The following is a 20803-nucleotide window of genomic DNA, read 5'->3' as shown; positions in this document are numbered from 1 at the left end:
GGCAAGCGCCGGTGGGCCGAATGAAACGTCAGCGGCGCAGGCCCGAGACGTCGAGGTCATGGACGCGGCCATAGCGCACGTCGCAACTGAACTTGCCCTTGTCATAGGATCCGCCGCGGCCCCAACGGCCATAGCCGTCGCGCACCACCAGCCGGCCCTTGATCTTGTAGCCGTCGCGCTTGCGATCGATCCGCGTCACCTCGGTCACGTCGGCGCGGCCATAGCGGCTCGTGCGGCGCTGCACGGCATTGACGCACTGGTTCACCGCACTGCGGCTGTCGCCATAGCGGCGATAGTCATAGCCGTACCCATAGCGAGGGTCGTCGTAGCGGCCGCGATACCGGCTGTCGTATCGATCGTAGCGGTCGTTGCTGGATGCGAGGATCGCGGCCAGCCCGCCGAGCACCACCGCACCGGCGATGATTTCGCCCGCGCCGATGCCGTCATCGTGGCGGTCGCGCGCGAGCACGGGCGTGGCGCTCAGCATGGCGCCTGCGGCGACTGTCCCGATCACGGCCTTGGTCCAGGCCGGGACGGTCCGGGGGAGGGGCGTCCGGGTCATATTCGGTCTCCTTCACACGAGGCAGCGGTCGCTGCCTGTTGGAGCCCTTCTATGACGGCTGCGGTGACGCGGCCCTGAACTTCCCGCTTATCTGGGGTTCAGTCTTGGGCCCGTGCCCGGCGCCCGCCGCGAGCTGCGGTGCCGTTCGAAAAGCGGCGCGCCGGGGAACGGGCCTTTGTTCGCGTGAAGGAGATATGCGCCGAAAGCCCGACGCAAAAGGGCGCCGATATCGGCTCAGCCGAAGCTGACGTCGATGACGCGGCCGTTCCGGTAGCTGCAGCCGAAACTGCGCACCTCGCCGCCCAGGCGCGACGCGGTGCCCGTGACATACCAGCCGTCGCCGCCGTTGGCCGGCCGGGTGTCGGTGATGCTGTCGACGCGGGCGTCGTCGCCCATCTCGCCCTCGACCGCCCAGCTGCAGGCATCGGCGGCGCGCGCTTCGGCTTCGCCGCTGCCATAGGCGCGCGGCGCGTCGTCGCGGCGCGATTCATAGCGCGGCATGTCGCGCGGATCGTCGCGATAGGGCGGCTCGTAGCGATCGTCGCGGGGCCGTCGATCGCGGCTGTCCCGGCTCGCGGCGCTGGCGATGGCGGCGATCGCGCCGATGACGAACAGGCCGCCGATCACGTCGCCGGCGTCGATCCGGTCGTGGTGGCGATAGCCCCAGCCTCCGCCGCCCCAGCCGCCATGGCGGCTGCGCGCCTCGGCGGGCGTGGCGGACAGGCCGACCGAGGTCAGGACGATGGCGGTGGCGGTCGCAAGGCTGGTCAGCTTACGCATCGGCTACGCTCCTTGGCGGGCAGGGGATGAGGCCCGCAATCACGGCCCGCCTTAGGCGGCCGATGCTTTCGCGTCGCTGAACTGCCCTCGGCACGCGGCGACCCGATTGCGCGTGAGAACGCTCTTCTCAGCAGACGCAGCGCGGCTTGGGTTTCGGTTTCCAGCGCTTCTTGGCGACGACGCGCTTTTTCACCGGGACCGTTTCATAATAAGTGCGCGTGCTCGTTTCGACGCGTTCGGTCACGACCGGCGGGCCGTTGATGATCGTCGTCACCACCACGCCCGGCGTGTAATAGCCGTATCCATAGCCATAGCCGTAACCGTGCTGATAGGCGCCGCCCTGGTAATAGCCCCCGCGGCTCGCCCGCCATGCCTCGCACCGCTGGCGATCCGCGGCATCGCCGATCGCGGCGCCCGCGATCGCGCCGAGCCCGCCGCCGATCAGCGTTCCCGCGGTGCGATTGCCGCGGCCGGCGATGCGATTGCCCGCGATGCCACCCACGACGCCGCCGACAACCGCACCGCCCACTGTGCCCCCCTGGCCGCAGCGCCGTTGCATCTCTTCCTCATAGGCATGGTCGTATCCGCCATAATAGGGCGCATAGCCGGGCGGCGGAGGCGGATAATCGACGCCCGCGCCGGGCCGGCCTTCGACCGAGCCTTCGTAGCTGCCGTGATAGCGGCGCCCGTCGGGCGCTTCATAGGTGCCGTCCCAGGTGCCGGTCCAGCGACCTTCGGCGTCATAGCTGCCGCGAAAGACCGCGCCGGGCGGCGGCGGCGGATAATCGCCGCCGCGATACTCGACCTCGCTCGGAACGCGATCGGGATAGCCGGTGTAGACGCGCGTGTCGGTCGCGGTGGGCACGCCATATTCGAGCGATGGCGCCGGAGCGGGCGCCTCCGTGCTGTTGGCGCGCCCTGCAAGCAGCAGCGACCCCGCGGCGACCCCGAGCAACAAGATGGTGCGCATGCCAAATCCCCTTTTCCGGCGGCAATCCGCCATTGGTTAACAGGATGTTAGCAAAATCGAGGCTTGTTCGCGAATCCGTTTACCCTGATCCGCACGTCCCATTTTGGGCCAATGTCAGCCCGCGAGCGCCGGCGCGACGCGGGCGATTAGCGCCTCGGCACCCGCCTGATCCTCGGGCGTGAAGCGGCCCGGATGGGGGCTGTCGAGATCGAGGACGCCGATCAGCCGGTCCGCGACGACGATCGGCACGACTAGTTCGCTGCGGCTCGCCGCGTCGCAGGCGATGTGGCCGGCAAAGGCCTGCACGTCGGCGACGCGCTGTGTCGCGCGCAGCCGCGCGGCGGCACCGCACACCCCCTTGTCGAGCGGGATGCGGATGCACGCGGCCTTGCCCTGGAACGGCCCCAGCACCAGCTCGCGGCCGTCAAAGCGATAGAAGCCCGCCCAGTTGAGGTCGGGGATCGCCTGCCAGATCAGCGCCGCGACATTCGCCATGTTGGCGATGCCGTCGGTTTCGCCCGCCACCAGCGCCGCGGCGGCGTCGGCCACCTCGGCCCACAGCATCGCGGGATCGGTCGCGGAAAAGGAAAAGGCGTGCGACATGTGCGTTCTTTCGGAGTGAGGCAGCGTTATTCGACGGCCAGCCCGGTCCATTTGGCGGCGAAGGCATATTTGTCGGCCGCCTCTGCGATGATCTTGTCGGTCGGCTTGCCCGATCCGTGGCCGGCGCGCGTTTCGATGCGGATCAGGTGCGGCTTCGGCCCGATATCGGCGTGCTGCAACTGGGCGGTATATTTGAAACTGTGCCCCGGCACGACGCGGTCGTCGGTGTCGGCGGTGGTGACGAGGATCGCCGGATAGGCGGTGCCGCCCCGGATATTGTGATAGGGCGAATAGCCGAGCAGATTCCGGAAATCGCTTTCCCGGGACGGATAGCCATAGTCGTCGACCCAATAGCGCCCGGCGGTGAAGCGGTCGAAGCGCAGCATGTCCATCACGCCGACCGCGGGCAGCGCGGCGGCGAACAGATCGGGGCGCTGGTTGGTGACGGCGCCGACGAGCAGGCCGCCGTTCGACCCGCCCTCGATCGCCAGCTTGCCCTGGCCGGCGATCCCCTCGGCGATCAGATATTCGCCCGCGGCGATGAAATCGTCGAAGACATTCTGCTTGTTGGCGAGGCGGCCGGCGTCGTGCCACGCCTTGCCATATTCGCCGCCGCCGCGCAGGTTGGCGATCGCGAGCACGCCGCCCTTGTCGACCCAGGCGAGCCGCGTCGGCGAAAAGGCAGGGGTCAGCGACACGTTGAAGCCGCCATAGCCGTACAGCAGGGTCGGCGAACCCTGCGACCGGTCGACGCCCTTCTTCTGGATGACGAACATCGGCACCTCGGTGCCGTCCTTCGACTTGTAGAAGCGCTGTTCGACCGCGAACTGCTTCGGGTCGAAGGTGAGCTTCGGCGCCGCGAAGACGTCGGTCTTTCCGCTCACCGTGTCGAGCCGGTAGATGGTCGTCGGCTGGGCGAAGCTGGAAAAGGCGTAGAAGGTCTCTGGGTCGCCCGGCTTGCCGCCGAAGCCCGCCGCCGATCCGATCGCGGCCAGATTGATGGTCGCGACCGGCTTGCCGTCGAGCGCGACCATCCGCGCCTCGGACTTCGCGTCGCCGAGGTAGGAGAGGATCAGGCGATCGCCGACGCGCGAGGCGCCGACCAGCGTCGCCTCCTGCTGCGGGACGATCTCGGTCAGGACGCCGGGCTTGCGGATGTCGAGCGAGACGATGCGCTGGCGCGGCGCGTCCCTGTTGGTGACGAAAGTGAACCGCGGGCCCTGGTTGGTCACATATTCCCAATTGTTCGCGAAATCGTCGACCAGCGCGATTCCCTTGCCGCCCTTCACCGGGTGGAGCGTCAGCGCATAGCGTTCGTCGGTCCCCTCCGACGAGACGACGAGCACATATTTGCCGTCGTCGGTGACGCGCGTGCTGTGGTTCAGCTTCGGCTGATCGGGGCTCGCGTGGATCAGCACATCGGCGCTTTGCGGCGTGCCGAGCTTGTGGAAATAGACGGCGTGATTTTCGTTGAGCGACTGGAACGCCTCGCCCGCCTGCGGTTCGGGGAAGCGCGAATAATAGAATCCGCTGCCGTCCTTCGCCCAGTCGAGCGACGAGAATTTGACCCAGCGGATCTCGTCGGGGGTGTCGGCGCCGGTCGCGACGTCCATGACGCGCACGATGCGCCAGTCGGTGCCGCCGTCCTGCACCGCATAGAGCAGATACCGGCCGTCCTCCGACGGTTCCCATTCGGCCAGCGCGGTCGCGCCGTCCTTCGCCCAGCCGTTGGGGTCGATCAGGACGCGGCCTTCGCCCGCCAGTCCGTCGCGGACATGGAGCACCGCCTGCGGCTGGAGCCCGTCGTTGCGCGTATAGAAATAGCGGGCACCCGCCTTGCGCGGCAGGCCGAAGCGCTCGTAATTGTAGAGCTCGGTCATCCACTTCGCGAAAATGTCGCGGCCGGGCAGCGTGTCGAGATAGGCGTCGGTGACCTTGTTCTGCGCCGCGACCCAGTCGGCGACCTTCGGCGCGACGCGGACGTCCTCTTCCAGCCAGCGATAGGGATCGGCGACGGTCACGCCGAACTGCGTGTCGGCGGTGCCGTCGCGCTCGGTCGCCGGATAGGCGAGCCCGCTTGCAGGCGCCGCCGCGTCGGTCGCCCCGGCCGCTCCCGGCGTCATGAGCAGGGCAACCAGCGCCAGCGGCGCGGACAGGCTTTTGCGGTGCATGGCAAGGCGATCCTCATCGTATCGGGAAACAATCTTGCGTCCCTATGAAACCATCGCCCCATGACGGGCAAGGGGAATCGGGTAGAGGGGCGCCGAGCCCCTGTATCCGCGTCATCCTTCCGCTTGACACGAATTTGTGATGATGCCGCTTCAACGCCCGGTTTTCCAGCCAAGGTCCGTGGGGATTCGGGGTTCGGCGCGGTTTCTCCCTTTCGTCACCCTGAACTTGTTTGGGATATATATCCATCAGGCAAGTAGGGAGCCGTCCCCCGGCGAAAGCCGGGGTCCATGCTTGGCAGCGCTGTGCCATCTGGACCCCGGCTTTCGCCGGGGAACAGTGACTTGTCGAAAAGGGATAATTGCCAACTTGTTTCAGAGCCTGCCCCGGACCCGATCCGGGGGTCCACGATCTGCCCTCGAATGAAAGGCGGCACAGAAGGGAAGGTCCGGCCATGGATGCTGAAACGAGTTCAGCATGACGAACGGAGGAGGTAGCGCGCTGAAACTCGAATCCTCACAGACCTTAATCCAGGCGGCTATGGATAAAGAAAAAGGGCGGCCGTCCCATGGACGCCGCCCTTGATCTTGTGTCACCGGAAAGGTGCGGCTTACGCGTCTTCCAGTTCCTCGTCGGTCATCACCGGACCCGAATCCTGGCCCTTGGCATCGACGTCGCGGTCGACGAATTCGATGATCGCGATCGGCGCCGCGTCCGAGGCGCGGATGCCCGCCTTGATGATGCGGGTGTAGCCGCCATTGCGCTCCTTGTAGCGTTCGGCGAGCACGTCGAACAGCTTGACGAGCTGCGTGTCGTCCATCAGCCGGCTCTGCGCGAGGCGCCGATTGGCGAGCCCGCCGCGCTTCGCGAGCGTGACCAGCTTCTCGATATAGGGGCGCAGTTCCTTCGCCTTGGCGACGGTCGTTGTGATCTGCTCGTGCTTGATGAGCGAGGCCGACATGTTGCGGAACATCGCGATGCGATGCGCGCTGGTGCGCTGAAGTTTCCGGCCACCCGATTTATGACGCATGTTCTTGTCCTTCGTTCGTTAAGGGCCCGTATGAGGTAGCCCAGACCAGGTCGATTAACGGGCCGACCCATTCCCCATTGGTTGCTTCCCTCTCCCCTTGGGGGAGAGGGTTGCGAAAACTTGGCGGCTTGTCGCCTGGTTGCAGCTGGGTGAGGGGTATGCGATTGCTTTGCAACCGCGCGGCGCTTCGCGCCGCTCACCCTCATCCAACTTCGCCTGATCGCTTCGCGATAAGGCTATGTATCCTTCTCCCCTCAAGGGAGAAGGTTCGTTGCTCAGCCCAACAGCTCCTGTTCGAGCTTCTTGGCCATTTCCTCGATATTCTCCGGCGGCCAGCCGGGGATGTCCATGCCGAGGCGCAGGCCCATCGACGAGAGCACTTCCTTGATCTCGTTGAGCGACTTGCGGCCGAAGTTCGGCGTGCGGAGCATCTCGGCCTCGGTCTTCTGGACCAGGTCGCCGATGTAGATGATGTTGTCGTTCTTGAGGCAGTTGGCGCTGCGGACCGACAGTTCGAGTTCGTCGACCTTCTTGAGCAGGAAGCGGTTGAGCTGGTTGACGTCCGACTCCTCGCTCGCCTGCGACGGCGCCGCCATGCCGATCAGGCCGCTGTCGTTCATCGCCTCTTCGAAGTGGACGAAGACCTGGAGCTGATCCTGCAGGATGCGCGCCGCATAGGCGACCGCGTCCTCGGGCGTCACCGTGCCGTCGGTCTCGACGGTCAGGTTGAGCTTGTCATAGTCGAGTTCCTGCCCGATGCGGGCGTTCTCGACCTTGTAGGCGACCTGGCGCACCGGCGAGTAGAGCGAGTCGACCGGGATCAGGCCGATCGGCGCGTCGGCCGGACGGTTGGCGGTCGCGGGGACATAGCCCTTGCCGGTGTCGGCGACGAGTTCCATGTTCAGCGTCGCGCCGTCGTCGAGATGGCAGACGACATGGTCGGGGTTCATCACCTTGATGTCGCCAGACACCATGATGTCGCCCGCCTTAACGACGGCGGGACCGGTCGCCGAAAGCTGAAGCCGCTTCGGGCCTTCGCCTTCCATCCTGAGCGCGATCTGCTTCACGTTGAGGACGATGTCGGTGACGTCCTCGCGCACGCCGGCAAGGCTCGAGAATTCGTGCAGGACGTTCTCGATCTTGATCGACGTGATCGCCGCGCCCTGGAGCGACGACAGCAGCACGCGGCGCAGCGCGTTGCCCAGCGTCAGGCCGAAGCCGCGCTCGAGCGGCTCGGCGACGAAGGTCGCCTTGCTCTTGCCGTCGCTGCCGGCCTTGATTTCCAGGTTGCTGGGCTTCTTCAATTCCTGCCAGTTCCGGATATTGACAGTCATGGACTTCCCTTTGCTTTTGCGGGACGGGTCGGGGTCGCGGCCTGCCCTCGCGTGAATGGTGTGACGGCGCGGCGGCGGGGGTGCCGCCGATCCGGAAGCGTCAGACGCGGCGGCGCTTGGCCGGGCGCACGCCGTTGTGCGGGATCGGCGTCACGTCGCGGATCGACGTGATGTGGAAACCGACCGCCTGCAACGCGCGCAGCGCCGATTCGCGACCGGCGCCGGGGCCCTTCACTTCGACTTCCAGCGTACGCACGCCGTGCTCGGCGGCCTTCTTGCCGGCATCCTCGGCGCAGACCTGCGCGGCATAGGGGGTCGACTTGCGGCTGCCCTTGAAACCCATCATGCCGGCGCTCGACCAGGCAATGGCGTTGCCCTGCGCGTCGGTGATGGTGATCATCGTGTTGTTGAAGGTCGCGTTGACGTGGGCGACCCCCGAAGAGATATTCTTGCGTTCGCGCCGACGAAGGCGCTGCGGTTCACGAGCCATGATGAAATCCTGTCCTAGATCCTGAAGCTGGCCGGCGAGGGACGGGTGGTCCCGGTCGCGGCCGCGAAGCAGGGAAGCGCGCCCGGTGGACGCGCCGCGACCTTACTTCTTCTTGCCGGCGATCGGCTTCGCCTTGCCCTTGCGGGTGCGCGCATTGGTGTGCGTGCGCTGGCCGCGGACCGGCAGGCCCTTGCGGTGGCGCAGACCACGGTAGCAGGCGAGGTCCATCAGTCGCTTGATGTTCATCGCCGTCTCGCGGCGCAGGTCGCCCTCGACCGTCAGGTCGGCGTCGATCGCTTCGCGGATCTGAAGAACCTCGGCGTCGCTGAGGTCCTGGATGCGGCGGCTGTGGTCGATCCCCAGCTTGTCGGCGATGCCGACGGCGGTCTTGCGGCCGATGCCGTGGATATAGGTGAGCGCGATGATCACGCGCTTGTTGGTGGGCAGGTTGACGCCCGCGATACGTGCCATGTAATCTTTCTCCTGCTCCACAGGGCACGCTGGCAAACGGGCCCTATCTCAAAGCGTCTGATTTCCAACGCAAAAAGCGGACCACGAAGCCGCGTCCCGCGTTTCGCCGTCCGGTCGGTATGTTGGAATAGGCCGCAACTAGGGCGAGTCGCCCCGATTGTCAAGCAAAGCGCCGGTCCGGCGGCTCGCCGATCCGCGTTTCGCTGCCGTCTAGGACGTTGCCGCCACCGCCCGGTCGTGCAGCCGGTCGACGACCGCCGCGTGGATGCCCGGGGCGCAGGCGATGACGCCGAAGGCCTGCGCGCTCGGCGTGTTGAAGGCGAGCGGCTGGCCGAAGGCGTCGGTCACGGTCGCGCCCGCCTCCGCCGCGATCAGCGCCGCCGCGGCGACGTCCCATTCGAACCCCCAGCGCAGCGTCGCGACCAGGTCGGCGCGGTCGTCGGCGACCAGCGCCATGCGCAGTGCGATGCTGTTCGGCTTGGTCACCATCACCAGATCGCGGTCGACCTTCGGCAGGCTGTCGGCGGGGACGCGCGCGCCATCGAAGGCGACGCGGCGGCTGGCGCGCAGCGTTTCACCGTTCAGCGTCGCGCCCTGCCCCTTGCGCGCGACCCACAGTTCGTCGAGTGCCGGGGCATAGAGAACCCCGACCTGCGGGGCGCCGTCGATGACGAGCGCGACCGAGACCGCCCAGCCGGGGCGGCCGCGGATGAAATCGCGCGTGCCGTCGATCGGATCGACGCACCACAGCGCGCGCCGCGACAGCCGGTCGGCATTGTCGGCGGTCTCTTCCGACAGCCAGCCGGCCTCGGGAACCATCGCGCCGAGCACCGCCTTGAGCCGCGCATCGACCGCGAGATCGACGTCGCTGACCGGATTGTCGTGCGACTTGTGCCAGACGTCGATCGCCTTTCCCTCGCCGCGCCAGCGCGCCATCGCCATGTCGCCGACCTCGCGCGTGGCGGCGATCACGGCTTCGAGGTTGCGGGCGGGCATCGGATAGCGAGGCCTTAGCTGCTGGCCACCGTCATGCCGTCGATGCGCAGCGTCGGCACATTGGTCGCATGACGGAAGACGAGGTCGCTGGCGGGAACCAGCGCCGCGAACATGTCGATCAGGTTCCCGGCGATGGTGAATTCGGCGATCGGCCCCGCGATCGCCCCGTCGCGGATCGCGAAGCCCGACGCGCCGCGACTGTAGTCGCCGGTCACGGCGTTGACACCCTGGCCGATCAGCTCGGTCACATAGACGCCTTCGCCGATATCGGCGATCAGCGCTTCGGGGGACAGGGCGCCGGGGGCGAGGTGCAGGTTGCTGGCGGTCACGCCCGCCGCGCCGCCGCCGCGACTGGCATGACCGGTGGGCGCCAGGCCGAGCTGGCGCGCCGATGCGGTGTCGAGCAGCCAGCCGGTGATCCGCCCGTCCGCCACGATGTCGCGCGCGCCGGTCGGCAGGCCTTCGCCGTCGAAGGCGCGGCTACGCAGGCCGCGCGGCCGGTGCGGTTCGTCGCGGACGACGATGCCGCTGTCGAACAGTGCCCGATCCTCCTTGCCGAGCAGGAAGCTGGTGCCGCGCGCGACGGCGGGACCGGCCATCGCGCCGAGCAGATGGCCGAGGATGCTGCCGCCGACGCGCGGATCGAGCACCACCGGGACCTTGCCGACCGGCGCCTTGCCCGGATTCAGCCGCGCGACGGCGCGGGTGCCCGCGCGCGCGCCGATCTCCGCCGCGCTTTCGAGGTCCGACAGATGGTGCGCGCTGTGCCAGCCGTAATCGCGCTGCATCGCGGCGCCTTCGCCGGCGATCACGCTCGCCGACAGGCTGTGCCCGCTCGATCCGTAGCCGCCGGCGAAGCCGTGGCTGGTGGCGAGGGCGAAGCGGGTGCGGCTGTGGCTCGCGGTGCCGCCCTCGCTGTTGGTCACGCCCGCGACGGCGCGCGCGGCTTCCTCGACCGCCAGCGCCGCGGCGCGCAGCGCTTGCGGGTCGGCCTCGCTGCCGTCGTCGAGATCGAGGTCGGGCACCGGGCCCTTGTAGAGCAGTTCTTCCGGCGCGAGGCCCGCATAGGGGTCCTCGGGCGCCTCGCGCGCCATTGCGACACAGCGCTCGACCAGCTTCGCCAGTTCGCCCGCGTCCATGTCGGCGGTCGAAACGCTCGCGCTGCGCCGTCCGACGAAGACGCGCAGCGAGATATCCTGCCCCTCGGACCGCTCGACATCCTCGAGCTGGCCGAGCCGCATCGACACTCCGGTCGCGGCGTTGCAGTAATAAAGGGCGTCGGCGGCGTCGGCGCCTGCCTTGGTCGCGGCGTCGCAGAGCATCTGCGCGCGGTCGAGGGCTTCGGAAACACTCAGCATGGCCGCGCCCTATACGGCGCGGGACCGGTCGTCAAAATCAAAGTCGGCGGCGCCGTCCTAGAGGGTGATGGCGGCGAAACCCTGCGTTGCCGCCATCGCGCCGCTGACCCACAGAAAGGGCAGGGCGAGCGCGGCGGCCCACAGGCGGCGGACGTCGCGGCGGAAGCGCGCGTGCAGTCCCCAGCTCGCGAGCGCCTGGCGGCTCAGATGATACCAGCGCCGCTCGGTCAGCCGCGCGGCGGGAAGGGCGAGCGCGACCAGCATGACGAGCGCAACGATGATGAAGGCGGACGGCGCGCCGGCGGCGATCGCGCTCGACACCAGCCAGATCTGGAGGGCGGCGAAAACGAGCAGCGCGGCGGCCGCGTGCAGGGTCATCCGGCGACCGAGGCTGCGTGCCGCGGGCACGCTCGGCGGCAAGCGCTTCCACAGGCGCGGTCCGAATGCTGATGCCATGTTTTCAGCCTCCCCGGCTGGCGATTCCCAGAAACCCCAGGTTTTCAGCCGTTAATCCCCAAGTCAAGCCACGATGCCAGCGATTCGTTAATTTTTTCGTCATTTCATCGCAGATTCCGAACGATTTCGCGGTGCGCCGTTGCTCCATGGCGACCATCGAGCCGCAGAGGCCGTTGGTCGAAACCCGGCACCGGCGAAAGCGCGCGTCGGGCATCGGGCCCGAAACGCGGCCCTCTCTTCCGCTCGACACGAACGGCGAGATGGGCCAGATTTAGGGCGCGATGCCTTCATCGGGCGACCGCCATCCATCGCGCAACATGGGGAAATCATCATGCGTCATCTGTCTTTTCTGGCCGCGCTGGCCCTGCCGCTGGCGTCCGTTCCGGCTGCCGGGCAGGAGGCGCCCGCCGACGTGCAGCCGAAGCCCTCGGCGCTGGTCGCCGACGGCATGCCCGACGTCCCCGCGGCGCTTGCGGCGGCGACGCGGCCCTATATGGAATATCGCGGCGCGTCCTTCGTCGGCTGGAACCCCGGCGACAAGACGATGCTGATCGCGACGCGCTTCGGCAACACGACCCAGCTTCACCGCGTCGCGGCGCCGATGGGCGCGCGCGAGCAACTGACGTTCGAGGCGGAGCCTGTCGGTCAGGGCGTGTGGGCGCCAGCGACCGGCGACCTGATGCTGGTCCAGAAGGACATCGGCGGCAACGAATTCTATCAGATCTACACGATGACGGACGGGCGCCTGACGCTGCTGACCGACGGCAAGAGCCGCAACGCGCTCAATGCCTGGAGCAAGGACGGCAGCCTCATCGCCTTCACCTCGACGCGGCGGAACGGCCGCGACAGCGACATCTATGTCATGAACCCGCGCGACCCCGCGTCGGCGCGCCTCGTCGCGCAGGTCGACAGCAACGGCTGGGCGGTCGCCGGCTTCGCGCCCGACAAGAGCTGGGCGCTCGTCGCCAGATATGCCTCGGTCGAAAAGACCGACCTGTTCCGCCTCGACCTGGGCAGCGGCGCGATGACGCCGATCGGCGACCACGGCAAGACGGTGGCCTATGGCGAGGCGGCTTTCGCGCCCGACGGAACCATCTGGGTGACGAGCGACGAGGGCAGCGACTTTCAGCGTCTCGGCACGCTCGACCCCGCGACCGGCGTCTTCACGCCGCGCGGGCCGGCGGAATCGTGGGACGTCGAGGCGTTCGACCTGTCGGATGACGGGCGCTTCGTCGCCTATGCGATCAACGAGGCGGGGGCGAGCCGCCTGCGCGTGCTCGACGTCGCGAGCGGCCGGGCGCGCACGGTCGACGGCCTGCCCGCAGGCGTGATCGGCCATGTCGAGGTCGCACCGTGGGGTGCGATCGGCATCGGCTTCACCTCGGCGCGCAGCGCCGCCGACGCCTATAGCGTCGATCCCGAAACGCTCGCGGTGACGCGCTGGACCAAAAGCGAGACCGGCGGGCTCGACGCGGCGCGCAACATCGAACCCGAACTGGTCAAGGTGAAGAGCTTCGACGGGCTGGAGATGTCGGGCTTCCTCTATCGTCCCGACCCCGCGAAATTCCCGGGCAAGCGACCGCTGATCATGCACGTCCACGGTGGGCCCGAAAGCCAGTGGCGCCCCGAATTCCTGGGCAGCACCAATTATCTGATCAACGAACTGGGCGTCGCCTATTTCTATCCCAACGTCCGCGGTTCGACCGGCTATGGCAAGCGCTTCGTCGGGCTCGACAACGGGCCGTTCAAGCGCGAGGACAGCGTTCGCGACATGGGCGTCTTCCTCGACGCGCTGGCGAAGGACAAGGGGCTCGACGCGGCGCGCTTCGGCCTGACCGGACGCAGTTACGGCGGCTATATGTGCTACGCCGCCGCGACCCATTTCGCCGACAAGCTGCGCGCGAACCTGTGCGTCGTCGCGATCTCGAACTTTGTGACCTTCCTCGAGAACACGCAGGAATATCGGCGCGACCTGCGCCGTGTCGAATATGGCGACGAGCGCGATCCGGCGCAGCGCCAGAAGCTGATGGAAATCTCTCCGCTGACGCGCGTTTCCGACATCCGCAAACCGCTGTTCGTCGTCACCGGCGCCAACGATCCGCGCGTGCCGGCGTCGGAGGCGGACCAGATCGTCGCCGCGGTGCGCGGCAACGGCGGTACGGCCTGGAGCCTGGTGGCGACCAACGAGGGGCACCAGTGGGGCAAGAAGGAAAATGTCGATTACACCTTCTGGACCTCGCTGCTCTTCTGGCAGCATTATCTGCTGAACTGATCAGCTCGGGTCGAAATCGGCGATCAGGTCGTGGCGGTCGCCGGGAAAGAGCTGGCGGACATAGGTGACATAGTCGCGCGCGCGCCACGTCCAGCGTTCGAGGCTCAGGCAGGCGGTTCCCGGCCGAATCGCCAGCCGCCGCGCTTCGGCCGCCGACGCGGCAACCGCGCGGATGCGGTGGCGCGCGTGGGTCCAGGGGACATGGCCGAGCAGCCAGGTGCCGGGTGCCGTGTCGGCGAAATCCTCGTCCGCGCATCCGGGCACGGCGGCGAGCGAAATCCAGCGCTCCTCGATCGCGAACGGCAGGTCGTCGGCGAAATGCACCCCTTCGACCGCCAGCGCCGCGCCGGCGATCCCGGCGATATCCGGCGCTTCGCCCGCGGCGAGCGCCGCGCGTCGGGTCCGCTGCCAGCGATAAGTCTCGCCCTTGGCGGCGGCGACGCTGGCGAGGTCGGGGACTTCGAGCACGGCCGACTGGCTGTGCGGGCGGGCGACGAAGCTTCCCGCCTTGCGTCGCCGTTCGATCAGGCCGGCGCGCGCCAGCGTCTCCATCGCCTTGCTCACCGTCGCGCGCGCGCAGCCGTAATGCGCGGCAAGCTCGGTCTCATAGGGAATGCGGGTCCCCGGCGGCCATTCGCCCGACTGAATCCGCGCGCTGATGTCGCCACGAATCCGCTGGTCGAGCGTCGCGGTCATGCGAGCAGGCGTTCCAGCGTCGCGGTGTAGCGCGCCGCGATCGCCGGGGCGGCGACGTGGCGGCCGCCTTCGACGCACAGCCGGCCCCCGCGCCACACGCGGTCGATCGGGGCGGTGCGGCCCGCGAAGATCCAGCGGTCGAGCAGGGTGGCCGGATCGGCGCCGGCGAGCGTCGGGTGCGTCATGTCGAGGCTGACCATGTCGGCGGGCGCGCCGGCCGACAAGCCCCCCGTGACGCCGAGCGCCTGCGCGCCGCCCGCGAGTGCCGCGTCGAACAGCGTGCGTCCGACCGAATCCTGGCCGTTTCCGGCGAGCAGCACGCGCCGCCGGTCGCGCAGCCGCTGCGAATATTCGAGCGCGCGCAATTCGGAGGCGAGGTCGATCGCGATGTTCGAATCGGTGCCGACCCCGAAGCGCCCGCCCGCCCGCAAATAGCGTGTCGCGGGAAAGATGCCGTCGCCGAGGTTAGCCTCCGTCACCGGACACAAGCCCGCGACGGCGCCGCGCGCCGCGAGCGCGTCGCATTCGGCGTCGGTCAGATGGGTGGCGTGGATCAGGCACCAGCGCGCGTCGATCCCCGCTTCGTCGAGCAGCCATTCGACGGGGCGCCTGCCGCTCCACGCGAGGCAGTCGTCGACCTCGCGCTGCTGTTCGGCGGCGTGGATATGGATCGGACCGTCGGTGGCGAGCGCGGTCACCTCGGCCAGTTCGGCGGGCGTCACCGCGCGCAGCGAGTGCGGCGCGACCCCCAGCTTTGCGTCGGCAGGCAGCAGCGCACGGCTCGCCTCGACCAGCCGTGCGAAGCCGTCGCGCGACGACAGGAAGCGCTTCTGGCCCGGACTGGGCTCCGCCCCGCCGAAATTGCCGTGCGCGTAGAAGACGGGCAGCAGCGTCAGGCCGATGCCGGTTTCGTCGCACGCCGCCACGATCGCGCCCGCCATCGCGGCGGCATCGGCATAGGGCCGCCCGTCGGGATCGTGGTGAAGGTAGTGGAATTCGCCGACGCGGGTGAAGCCCGACTCCAGCATCTCGGCATAGGCCTGCGCGGCGACGGCGGCGACGTCGTCGGGGGTCATCCGCGCGAGAAAGCGGTACATGACCTCGCGCCAGCTCCAGAAATCGTCGTCGCGCCCGGCGCCGCGCTCCGACAGGCCCGCCATGCCGCGCTGGAAGGCGTGGCTGTGGACGTTGCAGAGGCCGGGGAGGGCGACGGCGTGGACCTCGGCCGACCCCGCCGCGCTATCGGGCTCGACCCGGGTGATCCGGCCCGCTTCGTGGGCGATCAGGACGGCGTTCCGCCATCCGTCGGGCAGCAGCGCCTGCCGGAACCAAAGCTGTTGCATTCCGATCCTCCCTTGTTATGACTAGACATAATAACGGATCAGGCGGAGGGCAATGGCCGATCGACTGTGGATCAATGCGCGGGTCGCGACGATGGGCGACGATGGCCTCGGCATCATCGAGCGCGGCGCCGTCGCGGCCGAGGGCGGGCGGATATGCTTCGTCGGGCCGCAGGCGGACGCGCCAACAGGCGCGCGCGAGACGATCGACTGCGGGGGGCGCTGGATCACCCCCGGCCTGATCGATTGCCACACCCACCTTGTCTACGCCGGGACGCGCGCCGCCGAATGGCGGATGCGGCTGGCGGGCGCGCGTTACGAGGAGATTGCGGCGGCGGGCGGCGGCATCGTCTCGACCGTGCAGGCGGTGCGCGCGGCGAGCGAGGCCGATCTGGTCGCGGCGTCGCTGCCGCGGCTCGACGCGATGCTCGCCGACGGGGTGACGACGGTCGAGATCAAGTCGGGCTATGGCCTGTCGCTCGACGACGAACTGCGGATGCTGCGCGCGGCGAAGGCGCTGGCTGCGGCGCGGCCGGTGCGCGTCGCGGCGACCTTCCTCGGCGCGCACAGCGTTCCGCCGGAATATAAGGGGCGCGCCGACGAGTATATCGCGCTCGTCTGCGACACGATGATCCCGGCGGTGGCGGGGCTTGCCGACGCGGTCGACGTCTATTGCGACACGGTCGGCTTCACCCCCGCGCAGACCGAGCGCGTGCTGGTCGCGGCGAAGGCGGCCGGGCTGCCGGTCAAGATTCACGCGGAACAGCTTTCGGACCAGCATGGCGCGGCGCTCGCGGCGCGGTACGGGGCGCTGTCCGCCGACCATCTCGAACATCTGGGCGCCGACGGGATCGCCGCGATGGCGGCGGCTGGCAGCGTCGCGGTGCTGCTGCCCGGCGCCTATTATTTTCTGCGCGACGAAACGAAGCCGCCGGTCGCGGCGCTCGTGGCCGCGGGAGTGCCGCTGGCGGTCGCGACCGACTGCAATCCCGGCACGTCGCCGCTCACCTCGCTGCGTTTGGCGATGAACATGGCGGCGACTTTGTTCGGACTGACGGTCGAGCAATGCTGGCTGGGCGTAACGCGCCACGCGGCGCGGGCGCTGGGACTGAACGGGCGCGTGGGGACGCTGGAGGTCGGCAAGGACTGCGACCTCGCGATCTGGTCGGTCGAGACGCTGGCCGAGGTTCCCTATCACATGGGGATGAGCCCGCTGCACGCCCGCGTCTTTCAGGGGGATATGCTTCAGGGGAATATGTTTCAGGGGAACGGGTGATGACGACGATGCTGACGCCGGGCGCGGTGACGCTTTCGCAGTGGCACGCCATCTATCGCGGCGACGCGCCGCCGCTCGACCCGTCGTGCATGGCGCGCGTCGATGCCGGGGCGGCGGCGGTCGCGCGCATCCTCGCGCGCCAGCGGCCGGTCTATGGCATCAACACCGGTTTCGGAAAGCTGGCGAGCGTGCGCATCGCCGACGACGAACTGAGCGCGCTCCAGCGCAACATCATTCTCAGCCATTCGGCCGGGGTGGGCGACCCCACCCCCGCGCCCGTCGTGCGGCTGATGCTGGCGCTCAAGCTCGCCAGTCTTGCGCAGGGCGCCTCGGGCGTGCGGCGCGAGACGGTGCAGATGCTGGACGCGATGCTCGCGCGCGACTGCCTGCCCGTGGTGCCGTGCCAGGGGTCGGTCGGCGCGAGCGGCGACCTCGCGCCGCTGTCGCACATGGCGGCGGCGATGATGGGGGTGGGCGAGATCGTCTGGCAGGGGCGTCGGATGCCCGCCGCCGACGCTCTGCGCGCCGCCGACCTGCCGATCCTGGCGCCGGGGCCGAAGGAAGGGCTGGCGTTGCTCAACGGGACGCAGTTCTCATGCGCCTATGCGCTCGCCGGGTTGTTCGAGGCTGACCGGCTGTTCCGTGCCGCGCTGCTCACCGGCGCGCTGTCGACCGAAGCGGCGAAGGGCACCGATGCGCCCTTCGACCCGCGCATCCACGCCCTGCGCCGCCATCGCGGGCAGATCGAGGTCGCGGCGGCGCTGCGCGCGCTGATGACCGATTCGGGGATTCGCGCTTCGCACCGCGACGACGATCCGCGCGTTCAGGACCCCTATTGCCTGCGTTGTCAGCCGCAGGTGATGGGCGCCGCGCTCGACGTGCTGCGGCAGGCGGCGGCGACGCTGGAGGACGAGGCGAACGGCGTCTCCGACAATCCGCTGATCTTCCCCGACACCGACGAGGCGCTGTCGGGCGGCAATTTCCACGCCGAGCCCGTCGCTTTCGCCGCCGACATGATCGCGCTCGCGATCTGCGAGATCGGCTCGATCGCCGAACGCCGCGTCGCGATGCTCGTCGATCCGGCGCTGTCGGGGCTCCCCGCCTTCCTGACCGCGCATCCGGGGCTCAACTCGGGCTTCATGATCCCGCAGGTCACGGCGGCGGCGCTCGTCTCCGAGAACAAGCAGCGCGCCTATCCTGCGAGCGTCGATTCGATCCCGACCTCGGCGAACCAGGAGGATCATGTGTCGATGGCGGCGCACGGCGCGCGGCGGCTGCTCGCGATGGCGGCCAATGCGCAGAATGTCATCGGCATCGAACTGCTCGCCGCGGCGCAGGGCTGCGACTTCCACGCCGGGCTGTGCTCGTCGGAAGCACTCGAACGGGTGCGCGCGCGGCTGCGCCGCGACGTGCCGGGGCTGGGCGAGGATCGCTATTTCGCCAGCGACATGGCGGCCGCTACGGCGCTGGTCAGGAGCGATGCGCTGGCGGAGGCGGCGGGTGTCGCCCTGCCGGGCGTGATACGATGAGCGGCGACTGGCTTCGCATCGCGCGCGGGGAGGCGCCGCTGATCCTGTGCTTTCCGCACGGCGGCACAGCGATCCCCGAAGCGCTGGCGGCGCGGTTCATGTCGCCGTGGCTCGCGCGCAAGGACGCCGACTGGTGGATCGAGGCGCTCTACGGTTTCGGCGCGGAACTCGGTGCGACGACGATCGCGACTGATATCTCGCGCAGCGTCATCGACATGAACCGCGACCCCAGCGGCGTTTCGCTCTACCCGGGGCAAGCGACGACCGAGCTGTGCCCGACGACGAGCTTCGACGGCGAACCGCTCTATCGCGGTGATCCGCCCGGCGCGGACGAGATCGAACGGCGCACGGCGACATGGTTCGCGCCCTATCACGCAGCGATCGAGGCGGAGATCGCGCGGCTGCGCGCCGTCCATCCGGCGGTCGTCGTCTATGACTGCCATTCGATCCGCAGCCATGTGCCGCGGCTGTTCGACGGCGAGCTGCCGCAGTTCAACATCGGCACCAACAGCGGGCGAAGCTGTGCGCCCGCGCTCGCCGACGCGGTCGAGGCGGTATGCGCGGCGAGCGGCTTCGGTCATGTCCGCGACGGCCGCTTCAAGGGCGGCTGGACGACGCGGCATTACGGCCGCCCCGAAGCGGGCGTGCACGCGATCCAGATGGAACTCGCCTGCCGCGGCTACATGACCGAGCCCGCCTCGCCCGACGAGAGCAATTGGCCTAGCCCGCTCGACGCCGATCCCGCGATCCTGCCGACGCTGCGGCAGGGGATCGCCGCCGTGCTCGATTTCGCGAAAGGATGCCCATGACCCGCCTCGACAACAGTCGCATCATCCGCCCCGCCACCGGCACCGATCTGTCCGCCAAAAGCTGGCTGACCGAAGCGCCGCTACGGATGCTGATGAACAATCTGCACCCCGACGTCGCCGAGCGGCCAGAGGAGCTGGTCGTCTATGGCGGCATCGGCCGCGCGGTGCGCGACTGGGAAAGCTACGACCGCATCGTCGCGGCGCTGTGCCGGCTCGAGGACGACCAGACCTTGCTCGTCCAGTCGGGCAAGCCGGTCGGCATCTTCCGCACCCACGCCGACGCACCGCGCGTGCTGATCGCGAACAGCAACCTCGTCCCGCACTGGGCGACGTGGGAGCATTTCAACGAACTCGACCGGCGCGGGCTCGCCATGTACGGACAGATGACCGCCGGGTCGTGGATCTATATCGGCAGCCAGGGCATCGTGCAGGGCACCTACGAGACGTTCGTCGAGATGGGGCGCCAGCATTATGGCGGCGACCTGTCGGGCCGCTGGCTGCTCACCGCCGGGCTCGGCGGCATGGGCGGCGCGCAGCCGCTCGCCGCGGTGATGGCGGGCGCCTCGTGCCTCGCGATCGAATGCCAGCCGAGCCGGATCGAGATGCGGTTGCGCACCGGCTATCTCGACCACCGCGCCGACACGATCGAAGAGGCGCTGGCGATCATCGAAGCAAGCTGCGCGGACCGGAAGCCGGTCTCGGTCGGCCTGCTCGGCAATGCCGCCGAAATCCTGCCCGACCTGTTCGCGCGCGGGGTGCGCCCCGACCTGCTCACCGACCAGACCTCGGCGCACGATCCGGTGAACGGCTATTGCCCCGCCGGCTGGAGCGTCGCCGAGTGGGTCGAGAAGCGCGAGAGCGACCCGCAGGCGGTGGCGCGGGCGGCCAAGGCATCGATGGCGACGCACGTCCGAGCGATGCTCGATTTCCACGCCGCGGGGGTGCCGACCACCGACTATGGCAACAATATCCGGCAGATGGCGAAGGACGAGGGCGTCGACAACGCCTTCGATTTCCCGGGCTTCGTCCCCGCCTATATCCGCCCGCTCTTCTGCCGCGGCGTCGGCCCGTTCCGCTGGGCGGCGCTGTCCGGCGATCCCGAGGACATCTATCGCACCGACGCCAGGGTGAAGGAACTGCTGCCGGACGACACGCATCTTCACACCTGGCTCGACATGGCGCGCGAGCGGATTCAGTTTCAGGGTCTGCCGGCGCGCATCTGCTGGGTCGGGCTCGGCGACCGCCACCGGCTCGGCCTCGCGTTCAACGAGATGGTCGCGAAGGGCGAGCTCAAGGCGCCGGTGGTGATCGGCCGCGACCATCTCGATTCGGGGTCGGTGGCGAGTCCCAACCGCGAGACCGAGGCGATGAAGGACGGCACCGACGCGGTGTCCGACTGGCCGCTGCTCAACGCGCTGCTCAACACCGCGAGCGGGGCGACCTGGGTGTCGCTGCACCATGGCGGCGGCGTCGGCATGGGCTATTCGCAGCACGCGGGCATGGTGATCGTCGCCGACGGCAGCGAGGCGGCGGCGAAGCGGCTCGAACGCGTGCTGTGGAACGATCCCGCGACCGGCGTGATGCGCCACGCCGACGCGGGATACGAAATCGCGATCGACTGCGCGCGCGAAAAGGGCCTCGACCTGCCGTCGCTGGCCTGAG

At 68.8% G+C, this 20803-nt stretch carries 19 protein-coding genes; 5 read left to right on the top strand and 14 right to left on the bottom strand.

Annotated features, from left to right (window positions below; all coding sequences use genetic code 11):
• Nucleotides 1-28: 28 nt before the first annotated feature.
• From SGRAN_RS16700 to SGRAN_RS16645, 12 genes are all read right to left on the bottom strand, one after another.
• On the bottom strand, nt 29-562 hold the full coding sequence (locus SGRAN_RS16700) for a hypothetical protein (RefSeq protein WP_067185556.1): 534 nt from the start codon (nt 560-562) through the stop codon (nt 29-31).
• A 234-nt stretch (nt 563-796) separates the two neighbouring features.
• The gene (locus SGRAN_RS16695; protein WP_067185554.1) at nt 797-1342 is read right to left on the bottom strand and encodes a hypothetical protein; all 546 of its coding nucleotides are present in this window, start codon (nt 1340-1342) and stop codon (nt 797-799) included.
• A gap of 127 nt (nt 1343-1469) precedes the next feature.
• Nucleotides 1470-2312, bottom strand: coding sequence for a glycine zipper 2TM domain-containing protein (locus tag SGRAN_RS16690; RefSeq protein WP_067112472.1), 843 nt, complete (start codon nt 2310-2312; stop codon nt 1470-1472).
• 114 nt (nt 2313-2426) lie between these two features.
• Entirely contained in the window at nt 2427-2915 is a 489-nt protein-coding gene (locus tag SGRAN_RS16685) for a GAF domain-containing protein (RefSeq protein WP_067185553.1), read from the bottom strand.
• A gap of 26 nt (nt 2916-2941) precedes the next feature.
• Entirely contained in the window at nt 2942-5086 is a 2145-nt protein-coding gene (locus SGRAN_RS16680; RefSeq protein WP_067185551.1) for a prolyl oligopeptidase family serine peptidase, read from the bottom strand.
• A 608-nt stretch (nt 5087-5694) separates the two neighbouring features.
• A complete protein-coding gene (gene rplQ, locus SGRAN_RS16675) occupies nt 5695-6114 on the bottom strand; it encodes a 50S ribosomal protein L17 (RefSeq protein WP_067185550.1) in 420 nt (139 codons plus the stop codon).
• A 275-nt stretch (nt 6115-6389) separates the two neighbouring features.
• Complete coding sequence (locus SGRAN_RS16670; protein WP_067105458.1) at nt 6390-7448, bottom strand: DNA-directed RNA polymerase subunit alpha; 1059 nt, start codon at nt 7446-7448, stop codon at nt 6390-6392.
• 100 nt (nt 7449-7548) lie between these two features.
• On the bottom strand, nt 7549-7938 hold the full coding sequence (rpsK, locus tag SGRAN_RS16665) for a 30S ribosomal protein S11 (protein WP_003040416.1): 390 nt from the start codon (nt 7936-7938) through the stop codon (nt 7549-7551).
• 102 nt (nt 7939-8040) lie between these two features.
• Nucleotides 8041-8409, bottom strand: coding sequence for a 30S ribosomal protein S13 (gene rpsM, locus SGRAN_RS16660; protein ID WP_067105457.1), 369 nt, complete (start codon nt 8407-8409; stop codon nt 8041-8043).
• A gap of 210 nt (nt 8410-8619) precedes the next feature.
• Nucleotides 8620-9405 (bottom strand): inositol monophosphatase family protein, encoded by a 786-nt coding sequence (locus SGRAN_RS16655; protein ID WP_067105456.1) that lies wholly within the window; start codon nt 9403-9405, stop codon nt 8620-8622.
• A 14-nt stretch (nt 9406-9419) separates the two neighbouring features.
• Nucleotides 9420-10763, bottom strand: coding sequence for a TldD/PmbA family protein (locus tag SGRAN_RS16650; protein WP_067185548.1), 1344 nt, complete (start codon nt 10761-10763; stop codon nt 9420-9422).
• Nucleotides 10764-10820: 57 nt separating this feature from the next.
• On the bottom strand, nt 10821-11219 hold the full coding sequence (locus SGRAN_RS16645) for a hypothetical protein (protein ID WP_067105454.1): 399 nt from the start codon (nt 11217-11219) through the stop codon (nt 10821-10823).
• Nucleotides 11220-11550: 331 nt separating this feature from the next.
• Between SGRAN_RS16645 and SGRAN_RS16640 the strand changes: the two genes are divergently transcribed.
• Nucleotides 11551-13491 carry a S9 family peptidase gene (locus tag SGRAN_RS16640; RefSeq protein ID WP_067185547.1) on the top strand — a complete coding sequence of 647 codons (1941 nt, stop codon included), beginning with the start codon at nt 11551-11553 and terminating at the stop codon, nt 13489-13491.
• Here the strand turns inward: SGRAN_RS16640 and SGRAN_RS16635 are convergent, their stop codons facing one another.
• Both SGRAN_RS16635 and SGRAN_RS16630 read right to left on the bottom strand, forming a co-directional pair.
• Nucleotides 13492-14187, bottom strand: a complete 696-nt coding sequence (locus tag SGRAN_RS16635; protein ID WP_067185545.1) for a UTRA domain-containing protein — start codon at nt 14185-14187, stop codon at nt 13492-13494.
• Nucleotides 14184-15530, bottom strand: a complete 1347-nt coding sequence (locus tag SGRAN_RS16630; protein WP_067185544.1) for a formimidoylglutamate deiminase — start codon at nt 15528-15530, stop codon at nt 14184-14186. Before SGRAN_RS16630 ends, SGRAN_RS16635 begins: the two co-directional genes overlap by 4 nt.
• Before the next feature lie 52 nt (nt 15531-15582).
• Here SGRAN_RS16630 and hutI point away from each other — a divergent pair, with 52 nt between their 5' ends.
• The 4 genes from hutI to hutU are packed head-to-tail and all read left to right on the top strand — an operon-like array spanning nt 15583 to nt 20802.
• Nucleotides 15583-16803, top strand: coding sequence for an imidazolonepropionase (hutI, locus tag SGRAN_RS16625; protein WP_067185542.1), 1221 nt, complete (start codon nt 15583-15585; stop codon nt 16801-16803).
• Nucleotides 16803-18332 (top strand): histidine ammonia-lyase, encoded by a 1530-nt coding sequence (hutH, locus tag SGRAN_RS16620; protein ID WP_067185540.1) that lies wholly within the window; start codon nt 16803-16805, stop codon nt 18330-18332. Before hutI ends, hutH begins: the two co-directional genes overlap by 1 nt.
• Nucleotides 18329-19141 (top strand): N-formylglutamate deformylase, encoded by an 813-nt coding sequence (gene hutG / locus SGRAN_RS16615; protein WP_067185539.1) that lies wholly within the window; start codon nt 18329-18331, stop codon nt 19139-19141. Before hutH ends, hutG begins: the two co-directional genes overlap by 4 nt.
• The gene (gene hutU, locus SGRAN_RS16610; protein ID WP_067185537.1) at nt 19138-20802 is read left to right on the top strand and encodes a urocanate hydratase; all 1665 of its coding nucleotides are present in this window, start codon (nt 19138-19140) and stop codon (nt 20800-20802) included. The genes hutG and hutU overlap by 4 nt, the downstream gene beginning before the upstream one ends.
• The last annotated feature ends 1 nt before the right edge of the window (nt 20803 follow it).

Origin of the sequence: Sphingopyxis granuli, assembly GCF_001559015.1 — a bacterium.
In the GTDB taxonomy this organism is placed as follows: Bacteria; Pseudomonadota; Alphaproteobacteria; order Sphingomonadales; family Sphingomonadaceae; genus Sphingopyxis; species Sphingopyxis granuli.
Note: the sequence above shows the minus strand (reverse complement) of the source record. Positions and strands in the feature narration are given on the sequence as shown.

What these genes read in the sequence shown, in the direction of transcription:
- rpsM (WP_067105457.1), bottom strand. Translation starts at nt 8,409, where the DNA reads ATGGCACGTATCGCGGGCGTCAACCTGCCCACCAACAAGCGCGTGATC.
- hutG (WP_067185539.1), top strand. Translation starts at nt 18,329, where the DNA reads ATGAGCGGCGACTGGCTTCGCATCGCGCGCGGGGAGGCGCCGCTGATC.
- rplQ (WP_067185550.1), bottom strand. Translation starts at nt 6,114, where the DNA reads ATGCGTCATAAATCGGGTGGCCGGAAACTTCAGCGCACCAGCGCGCAT.
- SGRAN_RS16630 (WP_067185544.1), bottom strand. Translation starts at nt 15,530, where the DNA reads ATGCAACAGCTTTGGTTCCGGCAGGCGCTGCTGCCCGACGGATGGCGG.
- SGRAN_RS16655 (WP_067105456.1), bottom strand. Translation starts at nt 9,405, where the DNA reads ATGCCCGCCCGCAACCTCGAAGCCGTGATCGCCGCCACGCGCGAGGTC.
- SGRAN_RS16635 (WP_067185545.1), bottom strand. Translation starts at nt 14,187, where the DNA reads ATGACCGCGACGCTCGACCAGCGGATTCGTGGCGACATCAGCGCGCGG.
- SGRAN_RS16700 (WP_067185556.1), bottom strand. Translation starts at nt 562, where the DNA reads ATGACCCGGACGCCCCTCCCCCGGACCGTCCCGGCCTGGACCAAGGCC.
- hutI (WP_067185542.1), top strand. Translation starts at nt 15,583, where the DNA reads ATGGCCGATCGACTGTGGATCAATGCGCGGGTCGCGACGATGGGCGAC.
- SGRAN_RS16645 (WP_067105454.1), bottom strand. Translation starts at nt 11,219, where the DNA reads ATGGCATCAGCATTCGGACCGCGCCTGTGGAAGCGCTTGCCGCCGAGC.
- SGRAN_RS16670 (WP_067105458.1), bottom strand. Translation starts at nt 7,448, where the DNA reads ATGACTGTCAATATCCGGAACTGGCAGGAATTGAAGAAGCCCAGCAAC.
- SGRAN_RS16650 (WP_067185548.1), bottom strand. Translation starts at nt 10,763, where the DNA reads ATGCTGAGTGTTTCCGAAGCCCTCGACCGCGCGCAGATGCTCTGCGAC.
- SGRAN_RS16640 (WP_067185547.1), top strand. Translation starts at nt 11,551, where the DNA reads ATGCGTCATCTGTCTTTTCTGGCCGCGCTGGCCCTGCCGCTGGCGTCC.
- rpsK (WP_003040416.1), bottom strand. Translation starts at nt 7,938, where the DNA reads ATGGCTCGTGAACCGCAGCGCCTTCGTCGGCGCGAACGCAAGAATATC.
- SGRAN_RS16680 (WP_067185551.1), bottom strand. Translation starts at nt 5,086, where the DNA reads ATGCACCGCAAAAGCCTGTCCGCGCCGCTGGCGCTGGTTGCCCTGCTC.
- hutU (WP_067185537.1), top strand. Translation starts at nt 19,138, where the DNA reads ATGACCCGCCTCGACAACAGTCGCATCATCCGCCCCGCCACCGGCACC.
- SGRAN_RS16690 (WP_067112472.1), bottom strand. Translation starts at nt 2,312, where the DNA reads ATGCGCACCATCTTGTTGCTCGGGGTCGCCGCGGGGTCGCTGCTGCTT.
- SGRAN_RS16695 (WP_067185554.1), bottom strand. Translation starts at nt 1,342, where the DNA reads ATGCGTAAGCTGACCAGCCTTGCGACCGCCACCGCCATCGTCCTGACC.
- SGRAN_RS16685 (WP_067185553.1), bottom strand. Translation starts at nt 2,915, where the DNA reads ATGTCGCACGCCTTTTCCTTTTCCGCGACCGATCCCGCGATGCTGTGG.
- hutH (WP_067185540.1), top strand. Translation starts at nt 16,803, where the DNA reads ATGACGACGATGCTGACGCCGGGCGCGGTGACGCTTTCGCAGTGGCAC.